Below are 318 nucleotides of genomic sequence, written 5' to 3'. Positions count from 1 at the left end.
AGGCGCGCGACGGCGACGGGCTGGGCCGCGACGGTTCCGGTGGCCGCGTCGAACCGCCAGACGGCCGAGCCGCTCCCGGAATCGAACAGGGCGGCGAGCGGCACCGCGACCGTCGGGCGGCGCCCGGCCTCCGCCGCCTTCAGGCGGAGCGTCACGGTCGCGCCGAGGGCTGCGTCCTCGCCGCCGCCCGAGAGGATGTAGCGCGCCCGGTAGGTCCGGGTGGCCGGATCGGCGATGGCGGACAATTCGCGCAGCCGCGCCGGATAGGTCGCCTCGCCCTCGGCGTAGAGCGTGGCCGAGGCGGTCCCGTTGGCGAGG

General features: G+C 77.4%; 1 pseudogene. It reads right to left on the bottom strand.

Annotation, left to right across the window (positions count from 1 at the left end):
* Positions 1-318: pseudogene (locus tag ACLBXP_RS25490) on the bottom strand (efflux RND transporter periplasmic adaptor subunit); the annotation flags it as partial.

Source organism: Methylobacterium sp. A54F (assembly GCF_053346035.1).
Note: the sequence above shows the minus strand (reverse complement) of the source record. Positions and strands in the feature narration are given on the sequence as shown.